This is a genomic window from Bradyrhizobium sp. B039 (assembly GCF_038965675.1).
GTDB lineage: Bacteria > Pseudomonadota > Alphaproteobacteria > Rhizobiales > Xanthobacteraceae > Bradyrhizobium > Bradyrhizobium diazoefficiens.
Window position 1 is genome coordinate 5,532,214 of record NZ_CP152416.1, and the last position, 18,561, is coordinate 5,550,774.

The 18,561-nt window shown below is 64.4% G+C and carries 18 protein-coding genes and 1 tRNA gene; 9 read left to right on the forward strand and 10 right to left on the reverse strand.

All coding sequences use genetic code 11. The features are described 5' to 3' along the window. The first annotated feature begins 50 nt into the window (after positions 1–50). From AAFG50_RS26185 to AAFG50_RS26195, 3 genes are all read left to right on the forward strand, one after another. The gene (locus AAFG50_RS26185; RefSeq protein ID WP_028171372.1) at positions 51–557 is read left to right on the forward strand and encodes a hypothetical protein; all 507 of its coding nucleotides are present in this window, start codon (positions 51–53) and stop codon (positions 555–557) included. Positions 558–564: 7 nt separating this feature from the next. Then, the gene (locus tag AAFG50_RS26190) at positions 565–1,071 is read left to right on the forward strand and encodes a hypothetical protein (protein WP_028171371.1); all 507 of its coding nucleotides are present in this window, start codon (positions 565–567) and stop codon (positions 1,069–1,071) included. A 126-nt stretch (positions 1,072–1,197) separates the two neighbouring features. Further along, positions 1,198–1,959 (forward strand): glycosyltransferase family 2 protein, encoded by a 762-nt coding sequence (locus tag AAFG50_RS26195; protein WP_039184768.1) that lies wholly within the window; start codon positions 1,198–1,200, stop codon positions 1,957–1,959. A 99-nt stretch (positions 1,960–2,058) separates the two neighbouring features. Here the strand turns inward: AAFG50_RS26195 and AAFG50_RS26200 are convergent. Further along, positions 2,059–2,134 (reverse strand) — tRNA-Trp (locus AAFG50_RS26200). 150 nt (positions 2,135–2,284) lie between these two features. Between AAFG50_RS26200 and AAFG50_RS26205 the strand changes: the two genes are divergently transcribed. Further along, on the forward strand, positions 2,285–3,508 hold the full coding sequence (locus AAFG50_RS26205; RefSeq protein ID WP_028171369.1) for a serine hydrolase domain-containing protein: 1,224 nt from the start codon (positions 2,285–2,287) through the stop codon (positions 3,506–3,508). Positions 3,509–3,626: 118 nt separating this feature from the next. On the opposite strand, the gene AAFG50_RS26210 is transcribed toward AAFG50_RS26205, so the two are convergent. Continuing rightward, positions 3,627–4,394 (reverse strand): SDR family oxidoreductase, encoded by a 768-nt coding sequence (locus AAFG50_RS26210; protein ID WP_011088190.1) that lies wholly within the window; start codon positions 4,392–4,394, stop codon positions 3,627–3,629. 140 nt (positions 4,395–4,534) lie between these two features. Beyond that, positions 4,535–5,233 (reverse strand): histidine phosphatase family protein, encoded by a 699-nt coding sequence (locus AAFG50_RS26215; protein WP_028171368.1) that lies wholly within the window; start codon positions 5,231–5,233, stop codon positions 4,535–4,537. 133 nt (positions 5,234–5,366) lie between these two features. Here AAFG50_RS26215 and AAFG50_RS26220 point away from each other — a divergent pair, with 133 nt between their 5' ends. Further along, positions 5,367–6,152: an SDR family oxidoreductase gene (locus AAFG50_RS26220; protein WP_028171367.1), complete on the forward strand. Its 786-nt coding sequence runs from the start codon at positions 5,367–5,369 to the stop codon at positions 6,150–6,152. Between the two features lie 901 nt (positions 6,153–7,053). Here the strand turns inward: AAFG50_RS26220 and AAFG50_RS26225 are convergent. Continuing rightward, complete coding sequence (locus AAFG50_RS26225; RefSeq protein WP_049832387.1) at positions 7,054–8,052, reverse strand: AraC family transcriptional regulator; 999 nt, start codon at positions 8,050–8,052, stop codon at positions 7,054–7,056. 451 nt (positions 8,053–8,503) lie between these two features. Here AAFG50_RS26225 and AAFG50_RS26230 point away from each other — a divergent pair, with 451 nt between their 5' ends. The 3 genes from AAFG50_RS26230 (at position 8,504) to argE (ending at position 12,272) form a co-directional block, all read left to right on the forward strand. Next, positions 8,504–10,201, forward strand: a complete 1,698-nt coding sequence (locus tag AAFG50_RS26230; RefSeq protein ID WP_162185847.1) for a YadA-like family protein — start codon at positions 8,504–8,506, stop codon at positions 10,199–10,201. A gap of 207 nt (positions 10,202–10,408) precedes the next feature. Further along, on the forward strand, positions 10,409–10,975 hold the full coding sequence (locus tag AAFG50_RS26235) for a hypothetical protein (RefSeq protein WP_049832385.1): 567 nt from the start codon (positions 10,409–10,411) through the stop codon (positions 10,973–10,975). A gap of 124 nt (positions 10,976–11,099) precedes the next feature. Then, a complete protein-coding gene (gene argE / locus AAFG50_RS26240; RefSeq protein WP_028171365.1) occupies positions 11,100–12,272 on the forward strand; it encodes an acetylornithine deacetylase in 1,173 nt (390 codons plus the stop codon). A gap of 123 nt (positions 12,273–12,395) precedes the next feature. Here the strand turns inward: argE and AAFG50_RS26245 are convergent, their stop codons facing one another. The 3 genes from AAFG50_RS26245 to AAFG50_RS26255 all read right to left on the reverse strand — a co-directional run bounded on the left by AAFG50_RS26245 (position 12,396) and on the right by AAFG50_RS26255 (position 15,676). After that, positions 12,396–13,022, reverse strand: a complete 627-nt coding sequence (locus AAFG50_RS26245; protein ID WP_028171364.1) for a LysE family translocator — start codon at positions 13,020–13,022, stop codon at positions 12,396–12,398. Positions 13,023–13,242: 220 nt separating this feature from the next. After that, the gene (locus AAFG50_RS26250; RefSeq protein WP_028171363.1) at positions 13,243–14,301 is read right to left on the reverse strand and encodes a phosphotransferase family protein; all 1,059 of its coding nucleotides are present in this window, start codon (positions 14,299–14,301) and stop codon (positions 13,243–13,245) included. A gap of 139 nt (positions 14,302–14,440) precedes the next feature. Continuing rightward, a complete protein-coding gene (locus tag AAFG50_RS26255) occupies positions 14,441–15,676 on the reverse strand; it encodes an acyl-CoA dehydrogenase family protein (protein ID WP_011088203.1) in 1,236 nt (411 codons plus the stop codon). A gap of 324 nt (positions 15,677–16,000) precedes the next feature. Between AAFG50_RS26255 and AAFG50_RS26260 the strand changes: the two genes are divergently transcribed. Next, positions 16,001–16,672 (forward strand): TetR/AcrR family transcriptional regulator, encoded by a 672-nt coding sequence (locus AAFG50_RS26260; RefSeq protein ID WP_028171362.1) that lies wholly within the window; start codon positions 16,001–16,003, stop codon positions 16,670–16,672. A 3-nt stretch (positions 16,673–16,675) separates the two neighbouring features. Here AAFG50_RS26260 and AAFG50_RS26265 read toward each other — a convergent pair whose 3' ends face one another. The 3 genes from AAFG50_RS26265 to AAFG50_RS26275 form a co-directional block, all read right to left on the reverse strand. Continuing rightward, complete coding sequence (locus AAFG50_RS26265) at positions 16,676–17,068, reverse strand: RidA family protein (RefSeq protein ID WP_028171361.1); 393 nt, start codon at positions 17,066–17,068, stop codon at positions 16,676–16,678. Between the two features lie 95 nt (positions 17,069–17,163). Beyond that, on the reverse strand, positions 17,164–17,379 hold the full coding sequence (locus AAFG50_RS26270; protein WP_028171360.1) for a hypothetical protein: 216 nt from the start codon (positions 17,377–17,379) through the stop codon (positions 17,164–17,166). A 157-nt stretch (positions 17,380–17,536) separates the two neighbouring features. Continuing rightward, a complete protein-coding gene (locus AAFG50_RS26275) occupies positions 17,537–18,412 on the reverse strand; it encodes a 3-keto-5-aminohexanoate cleavage protein (RefSeq protein WP_028171359.1) in 876 nt (291 codons plus the stop codon). Positions 18,413–18,561: the final 149 nt, after the last annotated feature.

The following is an 18,561-nucleotide window of genomic DNA, read 5'->3' on the forward strand; positions in this document are numbered from 1 at the left end:
AGACGCCGTACAGGCTGGGCACCACAGAGGCGTCCGAGGCGATTTCCGCGATGAATTTCCTACCGGGCCCGGCGCAGACCACTGCGATTTGTCTCAGTGCCGCGCTTCCGCTGCTCTTGCTTTGCTATGCACGTATCGCCGCCATTCGAGGCGCCGGCCGCCGTTTTCGGCTGGGCTGTCTCAGCGTGGTCGTACTCTTTGTGATCGCCTGCATCGCAATTCCGGGTCCAAGGCTTCTCGACGACGTGGTCAGCGGCCTCTTCCTTCTGGCGACGGCGATGATGCTTTGCTACGTCCTGTTCAGCCTGCTGGCCTGGGGCTTCACCCTGACGCTGCTCACGGCACTCGTCCGGGCCGGATCTCCCCTCACCTTGGAGCAATGGGCTGCGGCCTACATGCAGGGGGGTGATCTCGGCACCTTCGCACACAATCGATTGAAGCTGCTGATCGCTTCGGGGATGGTGATGATAGCCGACGGCAAATTGGCGCCGACGGCCAAAGGACTTGCGGTGGCGCATCTCGTCAAATTCGTTCGTTTCTCAACGGGTCTTGGATAGCGACACGATGTCATTTGCTGTCGGTCTCATCGCTGCCGTCGCATTTGCCGTGCTGGCGCCTGTCCTGCAGTTCGTCGCTCGCGCTCGGGGATGGTCGCTGGCACCGGTGATCGTGCTCGCGATCGCCGCAGTCGTTGCGCATCTTCTCGGCGTGCTGCTCGGCGTTCTGATCCTTCCGCAATTCCGCTATTGGGACGCCGCATCGATTTTCGGCTTTGGCGTCATGGGTTACGTTTTCGCCTTCGGCGCAGTCTACAAATCGGTCTCGCTGGACATCCTGCTGGGTCTTGCCGAGCGGCCCGACCGGGCGGCTCCGCTGTCGGACGTCGTCGAAGGGCAAGTTCCAGAACTGTTCCGCGGACGGACCAAGATCTTGATTGACGGGGGTCTGGTCGAGCAGGTCGATCCGCGGTTTGCCGCGACGGCGGCCGGACAGACCATGGCAAAACGGATCGCGCGGCTACGGCGTGCCTTCGGCATCGGCGATACCGGACTCTACGATTTTGCCGACTAGTTGCCCGAATGCAACGCAGTTGCGTTGACCTGATTGACTGGACCGATATTGTTGGCCGGATTTTGATCACCTAGCGTTGCAGGTGAGGTTCCAACAGTACTGAGTGGCCGGCGACGGCGGTATGTGATGACACCTTCCAGGGCGGAAAAAAGTCTTACGATCGTCATCCCTGCGCTGAACGAGCAGGACAAGATCGCCGACACCATCGACGGCGTGTTGCCGCTCGCCCGCGAATTGCTGGACGATTTCGAGATTTTCCTGATCGACGACGGCAGCACCGATGCCACCGGCGCGATCATGGACGAATTCGCAGCCAGCGACCGGCGGATCACCGTTCATCATAACGCCGAGCGGCGGGGCGTCGGCGCCGGCTTCGAATACGCCCTGTCACGCGCGAAGTTCGATGCCATTACCCTGATCCCCGGCGATCATGCCTTCCAGAACGAAGGCATTGCCAGGATGTTAAAGGCGTTGGGCGCCGCCGACATGGTGATCACCTATCGTGACAACCAGTCGGACCGTTCCGTCAACCGCTCGATCCAGTCGCATTCGCTGCGCTTCGTCCTGAACTGCATGTTCGGCTTCTGGCTGTCCGACTACCACAGCATGATCGTCTACCCCGTGAAATGGCTGCGCCAGATCGCGGTCAGGGCCGACGGCTACGGCTATCAGATCTGCGCGTTGATCTCGCTGCTCCAACTCGGCCTCACCTATGTCCAGGTCCCCGTGAGCCTGAACGCGGAGTTGAAGGGGTCATCGCGCGCGCTGCGGCTGCGCACCTATTTGGAGCTCATCGGGACCATCGTCTCGCTGCTCCGCCGCGTTCCCATCCGGGATGTCGATCGCGATCAGGTTCCGGTTGACGCCGGACGGACCCCCGCACGCTAGTCCCCGGCCGAGGCCCTCATCGCTGCGGGCGGCCGCGAGCGCCTGCCGGGGCAATCTTGCCCCATCCCGCCAGTATCTAGTCTAAGTGGTTGATTTCGCTGGCAGGAGTGGCAGGGCTCGAACCTGCGACCCCCGGTTTTGGAGACCGGTGCTCTACCAATTGAGCTACACTCCTACGGACCCTGCGTCGCCTTAGGATCACGGCCGCTTTCAAGCACAGGGGACGGCCGGATTGCAAGGGAGAAGCGCGCTCCCTTCGCTTGTTTGTGCCGCACCTTCTGGGCCACATTTCGCTCCCGATAATAATGTGCCCCCGGGAGTGACCATGACCGCGACAGCCGCCCTTAGCCCCGCAACCGCGCCGAAAACACCGCCTTTGCCCGAGGCCAAGCCTGAGGCGCTGGGCCTGTCGCGGCCGCGCCTCCAGGCGATGTCGGACGCCTTCAAGCGCGAGATCGACAAGGGCACCGTCCCCGGAATCACCGTGCTGGTGGCCCGCCGCGGCCAGGTCGGCTGGTTCGAGGCGCTGGGCCGCCAGAGCCCGGCCGCATCAACGCCGATGGCGCTCGATTCGATCTTCCGGATCTTCTCGATGACCAAGCCGATCGTCTCCGTCGCCGTCATGGCGCTGGTCGAGGACGGCCACCTCCTGCTCGGCGATCCCGTCGCCAAGTTCATTCCGGAGTTTGCCGACCAGAAGGTCGGGATCGTCAGCGGTGGCAAGCTGGACCTGGTTCCGCCGAAGCGGCCGATGACGGTGCAGGACCTGCTCCGCCACACCTCTGGCCTCACCTACGAGCACCAGGGCGACGGGCCCGTGCACAAGATCTACCAGGACTCGCGGGTGCGCAGCCGCAAGATCACCAATGCCGAGCACGCCGCACTGGTGGCGAGCTTCCCGCTGGTCTGCCAACCCGGCGACGAGTTCAACTACAGCCGCTCCACCGACATCCTCGGCCGCATCATCGAGGTCGTCAGCGGCAAGTCGCTCGGCACCTTCCTCGCCGAACGCGTGCTTGCGCCGCTCCAGATGGCCGAGACCGGCTTCTCGACATCCGAGGCCAAAGCCGGCCGGCTCGCCGAACCGTTCGCGGCCGATCCCTGGACCGGCGACAAGGTCGCGCTGTTCAACATGCTGGAGCAGCCGGTGATGGAATCCGGCGGCGGCGGCCTCGTCTCCACCACGATGGACTACGCCCGTTTCGCGCTGATGTTGCGCAACGGCGGCACGCTCGACGGCAACAGGATCATCGGCCGCAAGACGCTGGAGCTGATGGCCTCCGACCACCTCGGGCCCGAGGTGAAGACCAACGGCACCCTGCTCTCGCCCGGCCACGGCTTCGGCCTCGGCTTCGCCGTGCGCCGCGAGGCCGGGATCGCGCCCTTCCCCGGCAGCGTCGGCCAGTATTTCTGGAGCGGCATTGCGGGGACGTTCTTCTGGATCGACCCGAAGGAGGATCTGTTCGCGGTGTTCATGAGCCAGGGCCCGGGCCAACGCGACTACACGCGCACGCTGGTGCGGGATCTGGTTTACGCGGCGGTGGATTGACCCGAAGGGTCATTCCGGGGCGATACAAAGCATCGAACGATGGTGCGCAATTGCGCACCTGAGACTCTCGAGATCCCGGGTTCGCGCTAAGCGCGCCCCGGGATGACGCTCTATCGCGTCAACTGATCGTTGCGCCGCCGTCGATCACCATGGTCTGGCCGGTCATGAAGTCGCCGGCCTTCGAGCCCAGGAACACGGCCGCGCCGGCGATCTCGTCGGGGATGCCGATGCGGAGCAGCGGCGAACGCGAGGTCGAGGCCTTCAGGTTCTCCGGATTGTCCCACAGCGCCTTGGCGAAATCGGTCTTGATCAGGCCGGGCGCGATGCAGTTCACGCGGATGTTGTGCTTGCCATATTCGCAGGCGAGATTTCGCGCGAGCTGCATATCGGCGGCCTTCGAGATCGCGTAGGCGCCGAGGATGGTCGAGCCTTTGAGGCCGCCGATCGAGGACACGATGATGATCGAGCCGTCCTTGCGCTCGATCATCTGCGGCACCACCATCGAGATCAGCCAGTTGTTGGCGACGATGTTGTTGTCGAGGATCTTGCGGAACTGATCGTCGGAGATGCCGGCGAGCGGACCGTAATACGGGTTCGACGCCGCGTTGCAGACCAGCACGTCGATCTTGCCGAACGCTCGGTTGCTCTCGTCGATCAGGTTTTGCAGATTTTCCTTCGAGGAGATGTTGGCCGCGATCGCGACCGCGGTGCCCTTGTCGAACCTGTCGTTGATGCCCTTGGCTACCTGGTCGCAGACGTCGGCCTTGCGTGAGGAAATCACGACTTTGGCGCCGTGCTCGGCCATGCGTTCGGCGATCGCAAGCCCGATGCCGCGCGTCGAGCCTGTGATGACGGCGACTTTCCCCTTCATGTCGAACAAGGTCATGTTTCTCTCCCAGATTGATTTACGTATTCAGTGTCGTTCCGAGGCGATGCGAAGCATCGAACTATGGTGCGCGGTTGCGCACCTGAGAATCTCGAGATCCCGGGTCCGGTCCTGCGGACCGTCCCGGAATGACAGCTTGCTCAGGCGAGCTTCTTGACTTCCGGGCCCGCCAGTTGATGCATCGCCGCGTGCGCATCATCCGCGATCCACGGCTGCTGATTGACCATCGGCAGCCGCCAGACCGTGCGCTCGGGACTCGCAAAATAGTCGAGCCGCGTCACCGAGCAATTGTCGATGTCGAACGACAGCCCCCGCTCCGGTTGGCCGTCGAGCGCGAGTCCCAGCGCGGCCTTGATGGTGCCGCCATGCGCGACCGCGATGATGTCCAGCCCCGCCGCCTCGCTGTTGATCCGCTCGATGGTGCGGCGCGTGCGGTTGTAGAGATCCATGAAGCTTTCGCCGCCGGGCGCGGGCTCATTGATGTCGGCGAACCAGCTCGTGCCGACCGGACGGCTGGCGATGAACTGGGCGCGGTTCATGCCCTGCCAGCGGCCGAGATTCTGCTCGGCGAGGTCCGCTTCCCACGTCATGGACGCAGGCCTTGGAAAGCCGGCCGCCCAGATCGCTTCGGCCGTTTGATGCGTCCGCATCAGATTGCTCGAATACCAGACCGCCTTGCGTGGCAGCACCTTGGCGACAGCATTGAACACGTAGGTATCGCTGGTGTCGCAGGCGATGTCGCTCTGACCGTAGATATTGCCGCCGTCATTGCGCACCGGCGCGTGACGGACCCACCACCACCGTGTCGTGACCACATTCGGCTTGTCTGCGCCTGCCATCGAAACCCTTCCATCCCGTGTGATGTCGCTGTACGTCAGGTGTGAACGTGTCTCAAGACACTTTACCGTTTGAAATCTTGTTTGAAATTCCGTCGCGCGGCAAGCGTCGCGCACGCGTCAAAGGGAGAAACGCATGGGCCGTCTGCAAGGCAAATCCGTCATCATCACCGGCGCCGGCAGCGGCATCGGTCGCGCCGCTGCGCTGCTGTTCACCAGGGAAGGCGCCAGGCTGATTGCGGTCGATCGCACCGAGGCGGTGAAGGAGACCGTCGAGGAGGTGAAGAAGGCCGGCGGTGCCGCGGAAGCGATGGTCGCGGATGCGGGTTCCGAGAAGGACGTGATCGCCGTCATCGACAGGGCGGTGAAGACGCACGGCCGGCTCGACGTGATCTGGGCCAATGCCGGCGTCTCCGGCGGGCTCATCCCGCTCGGCGAGCAAACCGTGGAACACTGGCAGGAGGTGCTGCGCGTCAACCTGATCGGTCCGTTCCTCGCGGTGAAGCACGCGATGCCGCACATGGTGAAGCAGCAGTCCGGCGCAATCGTGCTGACGGCGTCGGTCGCCGGCCTCAAGGCCGGCGCCAGCGGTCATCCCTATGCCGCGAGCAAGGCCGGCGTGATCAGCCTGGTGCAGACCACGGCCTATTCGCTCTCCGGCACCGGCGTGCGCATCAACGCGGTCTGCCCCGGCCTGATCGAAACCGGCATGACGAAACCGATCTTCGACCGCGCCAAGGAGCGCGGCACCGCCGACAAGATCGGCCAGCTCAACCCGCTGAAGCGCCCCGGCCAGCCGCACGAGCTCGCGGCGATGGGATTGTTCCTGGCCAGCGACGAAGCCTCGTATGTCAACGGCCAGGCGTTCCCGGTGGACGGCGGTCTGACGGCATCGATGCCGTATGCGGGCAAGCCGGTTTAGCAAAGTCGTTCTCTACGTTGATGATGGCCGGGCGAGCCCGGCCATTTTCGGACCGGCGTTTTGCGCGAGACCGCGGCAACACCCTCGCTGTCGTCCTGGCGAAAGCCAGGACCCATAGCCGCCGAACTTGGTTGCTGCGAACGCTGGTGGCCACATCGCGCTTCGGCAACGCTGACCGGGGTGCGGAGGGATTCTGGATTGCTTCGCTGCGCTCGCAATGACGGAGTGTGGGAGACGGCGTCGCTCTTTCAACTCGCATTCCCATCGCAGACACACCTTCACCCTCTCGCGGCTTGTTTCGCCCGAGCTTTGCTTCGTCACCTCACCCTCGGATGAAAGAGGGCGCAGAGAAGGCCGGGAGCCGGCTGGCTCCTACTGACCGCCATGCGAGATGCAGATTGCGCTACGATGCACAGCGGGTAACAGGGCAACCGGAGACATCCCGGCCTTCCCTGCGCAGTGGTTGGAACGGCTTATGTCGTGCTCTCCCCGGGGAGCGATGCACTATTGCCCCCGTCGCCCTGCGGATGGCTGACGCGCGCGGTCCGGTCGGGCCGCACACATCACCGCAGAACTTGGCGCACAGACCCCGGGCGCCAGGACGACACGATTTGGCCGTACGCCGATCACACCGGTCGTGCGCGCGACGTCCTCGCTCACGGTTGCCCGCCCTGCGAAACCCTTCGCGCCGATGCAACTTGCGTCCACCGCCGCCCGGCCCGCGTTCGTGACGATCGCGATACGCCCCTCTTCCTTGGGCCGGAGTGAGGCGACACATACGCCGTTTCCGAATTTCGGTAAAGTGGAATATTTTCGACAAGGCGCGTTGACCGCCATCTTGCGTGTCTTGCCCGACGGGCAACGCAAGGTCTCGTAGCCCGGATGGCGCCGGCGGCCCGCCTTATTCCGGTGGAATCGTCCCGGCCTGCTCGCGCAGCGATTTCGGCGTGACGTTATAGGCGGCGCGAAACGCGCGGTAGAAGCTCGAGACGTCGAGAAAGCCGCAGCGGAACGCAATGTCCGCGACCGACAGATCGGCGTAGACGGGATCGAGCAGATGAACGCGGGCCCGCCGCAGCCGCGCCGCCATCACCACCTGCGAGAAGCTCTCGCCGGCCTTCGCCAGCATGTGCTGCACGGTGCGCGAGGGCATGCCGAGCCGCCGAGCCACCCGCTCGAGGCTGACCTCGGGATCGAACGCCTGCTTGCTGATCGTCTGCCGAACCAAGGCGAGCCGCGCGCGGTAGACGGCCTCCTCACCGTCCACTCCCTGCACGCCGTCCCTGGCGCCGAGCCAGCGGCCAGTGAGCTTGATCAGGTGCTGCGTCGCCTCCGCGGCGCCGCCTTCGTCCAGCCCCGCCCCGTTCGCGATCAACAGCCGCGCATAACCGGTCAGGAGCTGATAGTCGGCACCGGTGCAATCGAGCGGGCGGCAGGCCAGGTCGACCGGGGACAGGCCCCACTCCCTGAAGATCGCGTTCGGCAATTTCAGGCTGATGCAATGGCCGCTGTTCGGGGCAATGGCCTGTGTGCTCGCGTCCAGTACGAGCAGCCCCGCCTGTCCCGGCTGGACATCGATCTCGCGCCCGAGCTGGCGGCCGATATGAGTTGTCGCGCCGATGTTGAAGCTCAGATAGACATGGTCCTCGTCGTCGCGGTTGATGTGCTTTTTGGTCCGCGCGCCGATAAAGGAGGAGCTGAACATCTCCCCCAGCGCGACCGTCTCGTTCATGAGGAATTTGTGCGTCCCGATGATGCGGGCATCCCCCTCGGCAAACCCCATGTCCATGCCGGTGACGATCTGCTCGAAACACTCGGCCCACACGCGAGCGCGAATGGCGGGATCGGTAATGCCGTCAAGCACAGTCGTATCGAAAATCAGGCTCTGAAAGACCGACATCCCCCCGCCCCAGTTGCAAACGAAAAAATAACACGGAAGAAGAAGAACGGCGCATCTTCCGGCAATAATTTGCAATAGACGCAATGTGGTTGCGTGCCAAGCGGTAGAGGCGGACCGGCCGGGGCGATAATTTCGTCAGCCACAAATCATTGCAGTCGCAGGCCTCGGCCCGATGCAGCACGACATTCGCATCGCGATAGCGTGCCGCAACGAGGACGACGCCCCTGCTGCGGGCATGGGCGAGAGCGACATGATGTTGAATTGGGCGGGGCTGACAGCGTATCGATCAACCGAGGATCGCAGGTGGCGCGCATCCAATGCCCGAGGCCGATCCTGCCCGGTCCGCATTGTGCGCCTGGTCGCGGTCTTTGCTTTGTCGGCGCTTTGTCTGCTGTCCGGAAAACGGCCGGCGACAGCGCAGTTCGTCTGCGCCACGTCCGGCGGTGCGACGATGGGCGCCTCCGCGGGCGGTCTCGCCAGCACCAACTTCGCCTGTGGACCGAACGCCAACGCCTTTGGCCTCGTTAGCGCCAATTTCGCCGCCGGCGTCAACTCCGACGCCAGCGGAGACGCCAGCTCGAACTTCGCCGCGGGCGTGAATGCAAGCGCGACCGGCGACAACAGCAACAACGTCGCAATCGGCAACGGCGCCAGCGCCGCCGGCGATTCCGGCACGAGCGTGGCGACCGGCTTCGGCGCCAACGCCGCCGGAATCGGCGGAAAGAACGTCGCCACGGGCGACCATGCCAATGCCAGCGGCAACAATGGGACAAACATCGCAATCGGCGTGAACGCCGCTGCCAATGGCAACAACTTGAGCAATACGGCCGTGGGTTCCAATTCAATCGCCACCGGTACGAATTCGTCGGCGTTCGGCGCCAATGCCCACGCGTTCGGCAGTCAGAGCAGCGCATTCGGCCTCGGCAACACCGCCAACGGCGGCAACAGTGCCGCGCTCGGCACCAACAACACCGCCACCGGCAACAACAGCGCCGCCGTAGGCTCGACCAACGCCGTCAACGGCGACGGCAGTGCGGCCTTCGGCTCCGGCAACGCCATCAACGGCACCAACTACGCGGCCGTCGGCTCCAACAACGTCGTCGCCGGCAACAACGGCGCGGTTGTCGGCTCCGGCAATGGCGTCACCGGCGACAACACCGCGGCCTTCGGCTCCAGTATCGGCATCGCCGGCGGCAACAACGCGGCTGTCGGCTCCTTCAGCACCGTCACCGGCAGCAACAGCGCGGCTGTTGGCTCCTTCAACAACGTCAGCGGCAATAACAGCGGCGCCTTTGGCACCGGACAGAACGTCCGCGGTAACGGCACGTTCGCCATCGGCGATCCCAACATCGTCAACGGCAACAACAGTTTGGTGTTCGGCGACAACAACACGGTGAACGGGTCCAATGTGGCGGGTCGCGGCGACAACATCCAGCTGGTCGGCTCGAACAACACCATTGCGGCAACGTCCAGCGCCGCGGGCTCCTCCGTGTTCGGCAGCGGCAACACCGTCAACGCCACCAATGCCGTGGTGATGGGCAACAACAGCACCGTCTCCGGCGCGTCCTCTGTCGCGATCGGCAATGGCACGGGCACTACGGGCATCAACGCGATCGCGATGGGCACCGGCGCCGGCGCGAATTTCGACAACTCGGTCGCGATCGGCAGCGGCGCGACCACGACGCGGAGCAACCAGGTCGCAGTCGGCACCGCCAGCAGCACCTACACGATGAGCGGCATCACCTCGGCTGCGAGCAAGGCGGCGCAGTCCGGACCGACCCAGCTCGTCACATCGGACGCGGCCGGCAATCTGGCGACCACCTCGCTGGCTGGCCTCGGACTTGCCTCCGCCGGCGACATCAGCGGAATCAACTCCCAACTGGCCGCCCTCAACGGTCGCGTCGACAACCTGACACGGGAGTCGCGCGGCGGCGTGGCGTTGGCGCTCGCGGCGTCCAGCCTGCAATTCGATCCTCGCCCCGGCAAGATCTCCGTCTCCGGCGGCTTCGGCAATTTCCAGGGACAATCCGGCCTCGCGGTCGGCCTCGGCTATTCCTATTCGGACGCCATGCGCTTCAACGCGGCATTCACGGCCGCACAGCAAGGCGCCATCGGCGTCAGGGCCGGCGCATCGTGGACGCTGAACTGAGGATGATGTTACCGACCGATCTTGCGGGCCGCGACAACTTCGCGTGTCCGGATGTTGCCGGACGGTGACAGATTCCGTTCGATCGAACCGCTAGTGTCGTTGGGCTCGGTTGGTCTGAGGAATAGCGATGCATGATTTTTTTGGCTCGGGTGTGGGAGCCCGACCTGGATCGATGAGATTCGGCGCGCGTGTCGGGGTCAGGCCCGGATGGTGAGGCTGGGTTGGGCCGTGCGCTCGCGGAAATATCTCGGCCTCGCTTTGGGCGTGGTGATCGCCTTGTCGCCGATCGTGATGAACCCGATCAGCGCCGAGGACGACAAGGCCGCCGCCAAACAGCCACAGCTTCCTGTCAGCGCCGAGCAGGCGCTGTACCTGATCCGCTCGACGCTGCTGACGCTGAACGATGCCAACCGCTCCGGCAACTATTCGGTGCTGCGCGATCTCGCCGCGCCCGACTTCCAGGCCAGGAACAGCGCCGCCGACCTCGCGCTGGGATTCACCGACCTGCGGCGACGGAATTTCGACCTGTTCTCGGTGGCGCTTGCCGCACCGCAGCTCTCGACGCCGCCTTATCTCGATCCCAACAAGATGCTGCGGCTGACAGGGTTCTTTCCGACCCGCCCGCTCCAGATCAATTTCGACCTCACCTTCCAGAACGTCGCCAACCAGTGGCGGCCCTACGGCATTTCGGTCGCGACACCGCAGGCGCCGCCGGAAACCGCCGCGGCGCCGGCGCCCGCGCCGGCCAAGAAGAACGCGGCCCAGAAGAACTGAGCGCATTCGGACGGTCGAGCGGGCTCGCCCCCTGCCCGGGGTTTGCACGTCGTGCCGTTCCCTTGGTATGGTTCGTGCAGGCGGCAGAGCCGACCACGATCCCTCCCATCACATGATCCCGAGAATGCTGGACACAAGACCCGACCGGATTCGCAAGCTCCTCGCCGACCTCGTCGGCTTCGACACCATCAGCGACCGCACCAACCTGCCCCTGATCGCCCATGTCGAAAGCTACCTCGCCGCGCTTGGCGTCGGCTTTGAGCGCATCACCGACGAGACCGGGCAGAAAGCCTCGCTGTGGGTCACGATCGGGCCGGAGGACCGCCCGGGCCTCGTGCTGTCGGGCCATACCGACGTGGTGCCCGTGGTCGGCCAGGAATGGAGCCATGATCCGTTCAAGCTGGTGGAACGCGACGGCAGGCTCTACGGCCGCGGCACCACCGACATGAAGGGCTTTGTCGCAGTGTGCCTCGCCATGGTGCCGGACATGGTGGAGGCCAGGCTCAAGACGCCAATTCATCTGGCGATCTCCTATGACGAGGAGATCGGCTGTGTCGGCGTGCGGCCGATGCTCGGCGAGGTCGCCAAGAAGAAGGTCAGGCCGCTCGGCGCTTTCATCGGCGAACCGACGCAGATGCAGGTCATCATCGGCCACAAGGGCAAGCACGGCGTACGCGCCACCTTCCGCGGTCTTGCCCGCCACTCCTCGATCGCGCCCGACGGCGTCAACGCAATCGAATATGCCGCCGAGCTGATTGTCGAGATCCGCCGCCGCGCCGTGCTGCTCGCTGGCAAGAGATCGACGGACAGCCTCTACGACGTTCCGCACTCGACACTGCTCACCAGCATAGTCCATGGCGGCGCTGCGCTGAACATCGTGCCCGATACCTGCACGGTGGATTTCGAATGCCGCGGCATCGGCATCACCGAGTCGCGCGAGGTGACGGATGCGATCGTCGCCTGGGCCAAGGCCGAAATCGAGCCGGCGATGAAGGCGCGGCATCCGGAATGCGGCATCGATTTCGAGGAGATCCTCGACTATCCCGCGCTCGACACCGCCGCCGATGCGACAATCGTCACGCTGGCCAAGAGCCTCGCGGGCCGCAACGACCACGCCAAGGTCGCCTTCGGCACCGAGGCGAGCCTGTTTGCCAGCATGGCCGGTATCCCCTCGGTCGTGATCGGCCCCGGCGCGATCGCACAGGCGCACACGCCGGACGAGTTCGTGGAGATGTCGGAGCTGTTGAAATGCGCGGGGTTCGTCGAGAAGCTGATCGCGCATTGCGCGAAGGGGTAAGCGACGCTGCCGTAGGGTGGGCAAAGCGGAAGCGTGCCCACCAATGTTACCGCGATCGCGGCAAGATGGTGGGCACAGCGCTGCGCGCTTTTGCCCACCCTACGAGAGCTGGCGCGGGCCGCCTCATCTTTCCTGCAACGCCAGCCGCACGCCGACGGCGCAGTAGATGGTCCCAACCACCTTGCCCTGCCACCTCACGACGGCCGGATGGCGGCGCAGGAAATTGCCGAGACGGCCGGCACCCACCGCGAACACGACGGTGCTCAACAAGCCGAGCAGCACGAAGACGATGCCGAGGACCGCAAGCTGAAGCGCGGTCGCGCCGTGTTCCGGACGGACGAATTGCGGCAGGAACGCCAGGAAGAACAACGCGGTCTTGGGATTGAGCACCTCGGTCAGCACGGCCTCGCGGAATGCGCGACCTGCGCTGATCGTGGGCGCTCCGCCATTCAGCTCGATCGGTGCCTTGTCAAGCATGGCGCGAATACCGAGATAGATCAGGAACGCGGCCCCCGCATATTTGACGATGCTGAACAGGAGCGCCGAAGTGGCGATGATCGCCGAGAGGCCGACGATCGCCATGCTGGTGTGAATCACGTCACCCGCCGCAATCCCCGCGCCCGTCGCGATACCCACCTTCGTTCCGGAGCTTGCGGCCCGCGCCATGGTGAGCAGCGTGGCCGGACCGGGAATGAAGACGAAGCCGAGTACGATGAGGATGTAGGTGACGAGGGTGGTGTGGTCGATCATGTCGCGAGCTTACGTCACCGCAACATCGCTGTCATGCCCCGGCTTGACCGGGGCATCCAGTACGCCGCGGCGGCCCGGTTCAGGCACTGCCGGCTCTGGAATACCGGATTGCCCGCCCCAGTGCGCAATTGCGCACAAGGCGGGCAATGACGCGGAGCGTGTCGAGGAATGTGAACCACAAACAAAAAGGCGCGGCCATCGACCGCGCCTTCATAGCTCCTCAGACCGCCCCCGCCTTCTGCGCGTATTCCCATGACGCCTGCGACAGCGGCACGGTGCGCTTGGCAGATTCCAGCGCCTTGGCGTTGGCGGCGGTGCCGTCGCGGATGCGCCCCGCAATACCTTGCGTGATGCCGGCGAGACGGAACAGGTTGTAGGAGAAGTACCAGTTGAGATCGGGCACGCTCATCCCGGTCGCGTTGCAGTAGATCTGCGCGGCCTCCTCCAGGCTCGGTATGTTCAGCGCCTTGAGATCGACGCCCTGCAGGCCCGGCATGATCCACTGCATGAGCAGATAGGTGAAGTCGGCCATGGGATCGCCGAGCGTCGACAGCTCCCAGTCCAGCACGGCCTGCACGCGCGGTTCCGTTGCGTGGAAAATCATGTTGTCGAGGCGATAGTCGCCGTGGACGATCGAGACGCGCGCCTGCTCCGGCACGGTCTTGGGCAGCCACTCGGCGACCTTCTCGAACTCCGGAATGTGCTGGGTTTCGGAGGCGCGATATTGCTTGGTCCAGCGGTCGATCTGGCGCGCGAAATAGTTGCCGGGCTTGCCGAAGTCGCCAAGGCCGATCGCGACGGGATCGTACATGTGGAGTTTCGCCAGCGTCTCGATCTTGCTGGTGAAGATCTTTCGCCGCGCGTCGGCATCCTGGCTCGGCAGCGCCGGATCCCAGAACACCCGGCCCTCCTCCATCGACATGATGTAGAACGCCGCGCCGATGACGCCGTCGTCCTGGCACAGCGCATAGGCGCGCGCGACCGGAAAGCCCTGTTTTCCAAGGGCCGCGATCACGCGATATTCGCGATCGACCGCATGCGCCGACGGCAGCAATTTGCCGAACGGCTTGCGGCGCATCACGTAGGAGCGCTTCGGCGTGTTCAGCCGGTAGGTCGGGTTGGACTGGCCGCCCTTGAACTGGAGGACGACCAGCGGTCCCTCATAGCCTTCGACGTTGTCGCGCATCCACGCCTCGAGGCGCAGCTCGTCGAAACGATGCCGCTCCTCGACCGGCTTGGTGCCCGAGAACTCCTCGTCTTTCCTGACGCCGTCGGCCACGATGACGCTCCCTCAATTCTTTCGTCCGTCATTCCGGGGCGCCTCGAAGAGGCGAACCCGGAATCTCGAGATTCCGGGTCTGGTCCTTCGGACCATCCCGGAATGACGGCGTGGAGAGCGGCTTGTGCCCTCCCCCATTTTAGTGCGTGGAAGAGTTTGCATACTTCCGAACTTCAAGTCTGGCAATGGCGCGGTTGTGCACCTCGTCCGGACCGTCAGCGAGACGGAGCGTGCGGATGTGGGCGTAGTCCTTGGCAAGGCCGGCCTCGTCGGAGACACCGGCGCCGCCAAAGGCCTGGATCGCCTGATCGATGATCTTCAGCGCCATGTTGGGGCCTGCGACCTTGATCATGGCGATCTCGAGCTGCGCCGCCTTGTTGCCGACCTTGTCCATCATGTCGGCGGCCTTGAGGCACAGCAGACGGTTCATCTCGATGTCGGTGCGCGCCTCGCCGATGCGCTGCTCCCACACCGAATGCTCGATGATCTTCTTGCCGAACGCGGTGCGCGAGGAGAGCCGCTTCACCATCTTCTCCAGCGCCTCCTCGGCCTTGCCGATGGTACGCATGCAGTGATGGATACGGCCCGGTCCGAGACGGCCCTGCGCGATCTCAAAGCCGCGGCCTTCGCCGAGCAGGATGTTCTCCTTCGGCACCCGCACATTGTCGAGCAGCACCTGGGCATGGCCGTGCGGCGCGTCGTCGAAGCCGAAGACGGGGAGCATCTTCTCGACCTTGATGCCTGGCGTGTCGAGCGGAACCAGGATCTGCGACTGCTGCTGGTGCTTGGCCGCCTTCGGATCGGTCTTGCCCATCAGGATCGCGATCTTGCAGCGGGGATCGCCGACGCCCGACGACCACCATTTGCGGCCGTTGATGACGTAGTGGTCGCCGTCCTTCTCGATGCGGGTCTCGATGTTGGTGGCATCGGACGAGGCCACTGCCGGTTCCGTCATCAGGAACGCCGAGCGGATCTCGCCGTCCATCAGCGGCCGCAGCCATTTCCGCTTCTGCTCCTTGGTGGCATAGCGGATGAACACTTCCATGTTGCCGGTGTCGGGCGCGGAACAGTTGAACACTTCTGAGGCCCAAGTGACGCGGCCCATCTCTTCCGACAGCAGCGCGTATTCGAGATTGGTCAATCCCGCGCCACGGAATTCATCGTCCTCATGCTCGGACGGCGGCATGAACATGTTCCAGAGGCCTTCGGCCTTCGCCTTCTTCTTGAGGTCCTCCAGGATCGGGATCACCTTCCAGCGCTCGCCGTTGCGATCCTGCTCGTCATAGACCGGCACCGCGGGACGTACGTGCTTGGCCATGAAGGACCGCACGCGGTCGAGCCATTCCTTCTGCTTGGGGGACAGATCGAAATCCATGGGACGCTCCTCGTTTCTCTCGTTCGAACCGGTTTTGCGCCGGACTGTCCTCCCGCTGCATACGGCCCGCAAGCGCGAATGCGCGGCTTGCGAAGCGCACCGGAACCAGATCGCAGTTGCGAACGAGTCCCGATTGCGGATTGACTTTTCCCGGCCTTCAAACGATAGTTTCATACAACTGTTTGAATTGCAACTCCCTCGGCCCTTCGCGCCCACTCGTCATTCCGGGGCGACGCGAAGCGTCGAACCCGGAATCCAGAAGTTGCGGCGCGAGATTCCGGGTTCGCGACGATGTCGCGCACCGGAATGACGGGATAAAGAGCCATGGCCAGCGATCATACGAGGTCTGCCATTCTCGCCGCCGCCGAACGGCTTTATGCCGATCGCGGCTTCGGCGACGTGACGCTGCGCGACATCGTCGCGGAGGCCAATGTCAACCTCGCGGCGGTGAACTATCATTTCGGCTCGAAGGACGAATTGATCGCGGAACTGTTCGTCTCCCGCTCGATCGCCACCAACCGCGAGCGCCTGCGCGAATTGAAGGCGGCGGAAGAAGAAGGCGGCGGTCGCGCGCCGATCGAGGTGATCCTGCGCGCCCTCGTCGGCCCGACCTTGCGCGGCTGCCTCGGCCCTGAGAACCAGCGCTCGACGGCGGCGCGCTTCATGATCCGCGCCTCGATCGAATCCGTGCCGCCAATCCGCCGCATCAAGAACCGCGAGATCGACCATCTGCGCAAATTCGCCGGCGCGATGCGAAGATCCCTGCCCGATCGCAGCGACGTCGACATCTACTGGGGCCTCAACTTCGCGCTCGCCATGGCCCACCACACCATCCGCGAGAGCGAGCGGCTGACGAAACTGTCCGAAGGCAAATGCGATCTCGACGACGTCGAGGACGTGGTCGCGCGCGTCGTCAGCGTGGCGACGATGGCGCTGACCGCGGGAAAGATGGAGACGAAGGCGCCGGCCCGCGCGCTGGCGAGAGACGCGCGCTAGCCTTCACATCATCGCGATGCAGTCGATCTCGACGTCGAAGGGGGCGAACCATTCCGGCGTGCAGACGAAGATCCGCGCCGGCGGATCGACCGGGAAATAGCGCGCATAGACCGCGTTGAACGCGGCGAAGTGCTTCGTCGAGGTGCAGTAGACGTTGCACTTCATGACATTGTCGAGGGAGGCGCCGGCCGTCTCCAGGCACAGCTTCATCTGCTCCATGATGATCTCGCTCTGCCGCTCGATCGGCGCGGAGGCGATCTCGCCGGTGTCAGGGTCGAATGGCGGCAGCCCGGCGACGAAGATCATGTTGCCGGCGCGCGTCACCGGCGAGGTCGGCGCTTTCCAGCGGTCGAGAAACGACGAGATCGGTTCGACGCGGAGCGCTTCGCGTTTCATGGCGGCCACCTTCGGTTCGAGCGAGACTGGCGCCTTGCTACATTATACTGCAGCCGGCATGTTTCGCTTCTGATCGAAGTGTGGTCGTAGCGGGATCAGGCCCGCTGCGGCATCTCCTCGGCCTCTTCCTTGGCGAGCAGCAGCAGCATCTCGATACCCATCTCGCCCTCCTGCGGCGAACGGATGAACTTTATTTCGTCGGCGCTTTGCCGCAGCGCGGCAATGATAGCGACGGCCTGATTGGCGGTTGCCGCCTCGGTCGCCAGAACGGCCTTCTGGTTCTTGGACTGAAACCCGATCGTATAGGACATGCACTTCCCCTCCCGGAACTCGCAGGGAGATCGAATCAGAGTCGCGCGCGGAGCGGAAGCCTGTGTAAGTACGGACCGGGTTTATCTGGGGATTGCGCGCAAGCCTCACGCAAGGCCAGCAAGCGTCACGCTGCGGTCACTTTTGGTTCGACGGCGCTCAGCCGAGCCCAAGCATCGCACGCGCCTCCGCCGCAGTTGCGACGCTCGCACCCAGGCTCTTCAGGATGCCTGCGGCGTGCGCGACCAGCTCGGCATTGGACTTCGCCAGCACGCCCTTGGACATAAAGAGATTGTCCTCCATGCCGACGCGGACGTGGCCGCCCAGCAGATGCGCCTGCGCCACCATCGGGAATTCGGCGCGGCCGATGCCGAAGCCTGACCAGACCGCGCCCGGCGGCAGCAGGCCGCGGGCGTAGAACATCGTCTCCGGCGTCGCCGAGAAGCCGTATTTGACCCCGAGCACGAGCGAGAACAGGCCCGGCCCCTTCAGCGTGCCGTCGGCGAACATATCGCGCGCCAGGTGGCAGTCGCCGGAATCGAACAGCTCGATCTCCGGCAGCACGCCGGCCGCCTTCATGCGCTCGGCCATGATACGGACGTTGCGCGGCGTGTTGATCACGACCTCGCCGCCGGAGTTCATGGTGTTGAGGTCGAGCGTGCAGATGTCGGGCTTGAGCAGCTCGACATGCTCGACGCGCTTTTCGGGAGGAAGCAGCGTGGTGCCTGCAGCGGCGATGCGGGGATCCTCGATTGAAGGCACAAAGCGTCCGCCCGGGCCGGTCGTAAGATTGATGACGAGGCTCTTGTTGCGGGCGCGGATTTTTTCCACCACCTCGCGATAGAGGTCGATCGCCATCGACGGCCGACCGGTCGCGGGATCGCGCACGTGGATATGGGCGATGGCGGCACCGGCGTCAGCTGCCTCCAGTGCAGATGTCGCGATCTGCTCGGGCGTGATCGGCAGATACGGCGACTGCTCGGGCTTGGTCAGGTTGCCGGTGATGGCGCAGGTGATGATGGTTTTGCCGGTCATGCGATGCTGTCCTTTGCCCGTCTGTTTCAACGCGATCGCGGGCATCTTCCTTCTCCCCTTGTGGGAGAAGGTGGCGCGAAGCGCCGGATGAGGGGTATCTCTCCGCGAACTCAACAGGCAGTTACGCGCGCGGAGAGATACCCCTCACC